This window comes from Herbaspirillum sp. VT-16-41, from assembly GCF_001994935.1.
GTDB classification, from domain to species: domain Bacteria; phylum Pseudomonadota; class Gammaproteobacteria; order Burkholderiales; family Burkholderiaceae_D; genus Herbaspirillum; species Herbaspirillum frisingense.
Genome location: NZ_MUXB01000137.1, coordinates 1 through 2,401, shown reverse-complemented (window position 1 = coordinate 2,401; position 2,401 = coordinate 1). Strand labels below are relative to the sequence as shown.

The window sequence follows — 2,401 nt, the reverse complement described above, 5'->3', positions numbered from 1 at the left end:
GTAAATCGTTTCTTCATGCTGCCTCCGTATGGGGCAGACTCTACATCATTGCCGTACTAATCTCGGGGAGCAGGTCAATTTTCCTATTGATGCTCCAAATTTTTTTTGCTCCAAGTAATAGCTCATCAAAAGATTTCCGAGGCCACCGGCACCGCCTTTGGCTCCAAGAATAGTTGCAGTTGAAAAATTAGGCAGATAAATTTTCTCTTTTTTCTTATCTTTTCTGGCGTACTTAAAAAACTGAAAAGACAAAACGTATTTTCCATCCTCGCTTGTCTTTAAAAGATCAGGATAAAGCTCTTTACATTGGTGAATAGCATTGCTTATATACACCCCATCTGTTTTACCCTCACAGACAACTAGGGGTGCCTCTGGTTTATAGAAGCGAGTGAAAAATAGAAATCGCCTATAAAGAGCTAAATTGCCCGTAGGCTTTCTCTCATCGGGTAAATGTTGATAATGATTGTAAGGATGCTTTTTAACCTCTGTCCTAAATACATTTTCAACAGAGTGTATAAAGCCGAGCATGCCGTGCAGTTGGTTTCTACTGCCTTCTACATCGTCCAAGGTAAAACTACCGTTAGTCTGCTTCACCGGTTTTTTTAAAGTAAACTTCCCATGATTGACCAAGGCACAGACATAGGCTCGAACTAGTTTTTTATACTCGGTAGTGACATTTACTTTTTTGTTGACGACCAAGCCTGTCACTTGCTGTCTAGAAGTTTTGTATTGCATCCTTGTTTTTAATGGATTCAGTTCAAAACCTGCTTTGACAATTAACCCATTAAGTTGAGCACCGATTTTCCAATTATCTGGATCGTCGCCATCTTGATAAGCAATCTCTGCTGGGAAATTTTTTTGATTTGTTGAAAACGTAATATCGTCGGCATAGCGTGTGTAACTGCAGCCATGTAGTTGCCCCCGCAATTCAGGACACTCAGACATCGTTAAGTTACTGATGCTGCAGCCCGTCTGAACTCGCGAGGCCGGTGAATGTGTGGGGCAAGCGTTGACTATCGGGCGTAATGGGAGTTGCGTGGTGGTGCAACGGGATGCTAACAGCAACGGACGATGGGAAACATCGCCGGCCAGCGATGCCGACCAGACGGGGCTTCGTCTGCAAAACGGCGTGCTGGAAACCTTGCGCGGCGCAACATCCTGCGAGGGAGAGGGCTGGGCTAAAATGCCGGATCCCAATACGGTCGCTATGACCCTGTTTACGGTAACCCGGCAGCAAATCACTGGCTTTGCGCCTGTCTTTACCATCAGTCTTGCAGGCCAAATCAAAGAGCAGAACACGCAACATATTTCGGCTGCCTTTAGCGTGAGTGGTTTTAACTTGTGAACCGTGAGCGCGGGATGTCTTCACTGGCACTGGTGCTGCTTATGCTCATACTCGGTAGCCTAATGAGGAGAACACCATGCTCGTCGGACTCATCGTCGTTTTCGCTGACACCATGTCCCGCCTCTTCGGCGGCTGATCGCCCACTACTACAAGGAGAACACCATGCTCGTCGGACTCATCGTCGTTTTCGCTGACACCATGTCCCGCCTCTTCGGCGGCTTTCCGACATCATCGTTCCCTGGACAGCATTGAGGGAACCCCAGATGAATCCCAACCCAATAACCGTTGCTAAAATAAGAAAAAATACCGAACCTTGTTGCAGCATCCAGAAATATGGAAAATCATATAATACAGTCGCCACAATACCAAATAGGTAAATTCTCTTTCTACCAATTCGATCTAATAGATGTCCAATAATCGGAATAAGAATCGTAGCAACTAAGGAGCCAATTACAACCGCATGCAAAGCCTCGGACTCATTGAATGACAAATTGGATGTTGCATAAGAAACGATAAATGTTCCATATATGTAGAATGGTGCCGTTTCAACTACTTTTGCCCCCATCGCGATTAACACTGCTTCCTCCCACTCCCTTTCTTTTTTTAATGATACGGCGACAGTGGGTCTTAGCAGCCCAGATGGATGCTCCTTGGCTCTATACTGGTTTATTTTGTTTAAGCTACGTGAACCATATGGCAAAAGTGGGCATGAAGGCTTATAGTTATTTTATTTCCTTGAGTTATAGAAAGGACATACGTAATTATTTTATAAAGGCATTATCAGAAATCACTACTCTCTTCGAACAATCGATTGATACTAGTCTTTTAAAAGGATTAAATGCTAGACATCCGTATATTCAAGTTCCAAAAGAAGTTGACTACATCGATAGTAAGAAGTATTTTAGTGGGTTAAATCCTTTTAGTGAAAAAAGGCCTCTAAATGCTGTTGAAATTACTTATTTGTATCAAAATGTTACAACTAACTCCGTAGGTATGAAACTATGCCTTTCTTTTGCTCAAACGTCGCCATTAAAAGAAGTACAGGATTTTATGATA

4 protein-coding genes are annotated in these 2,401 nt (G+C 43.3%); 2 read left to right on the top strand and 2 right to left on the bottom strand.

The window, feature by feature from the left end; all coding sequences use genetic code 11:
• Positions 1 to 45: 45 nt before the first annotated feature.
• A complete protein-coding gene (locus BTM36_RS28045; protein ID WP_139347255.1) occupies positions 46 to 945 on the bottom strand; it encodes a hypothetical protein in 900 nt (299 codons plus the stop codon).
• Positions 946 to 997: 52 nt separating this feature from the next.
• On the opposite strand from BTM36_RS28045, the gene BTM36_RS23130 reads away from it, so the two are divergent.
• A complete protein-coding gene (locus BTM36_RS23130) occupies positions 998 to 1,345 on the top strand; it encodes a prepilin peptidase-dependent protein (protein WP_077238127.1) in 348 nt (115 codons plus the stop codon).
• Positions 1,346 to 1,520: 175 nt separating this feature from the next.
• Here BTM36_RS23130 and BTM36_RS23125 read toward each other — a convergent pair whose 3' ends face one another.
• Positions 1,521 to 1,922: an MFS transporter gene (locus BTM36_RS23125; protein ID WP_254427070.1), complete on the bottom strand. Its 402-nt coding sequence runs from the start codon at positions 1,920 to 1,922 to the stop codon at positions 1,521 to 1,523.
• Between the two features lie 62 nt (positions 1,923 to 1,984).
• Here BTM36_RS23125 and BTM36_RS23120 point away from each other — a divergent pair.
• Positions 1,985 to 2,401, top strand: a 417-nt coding sequence (locus BTM36_RS23120) for a DUF3231 family protein (RefSeq protein ID WP_217349611.1), incomplete at its 3' end; no start/stop codon positions are given.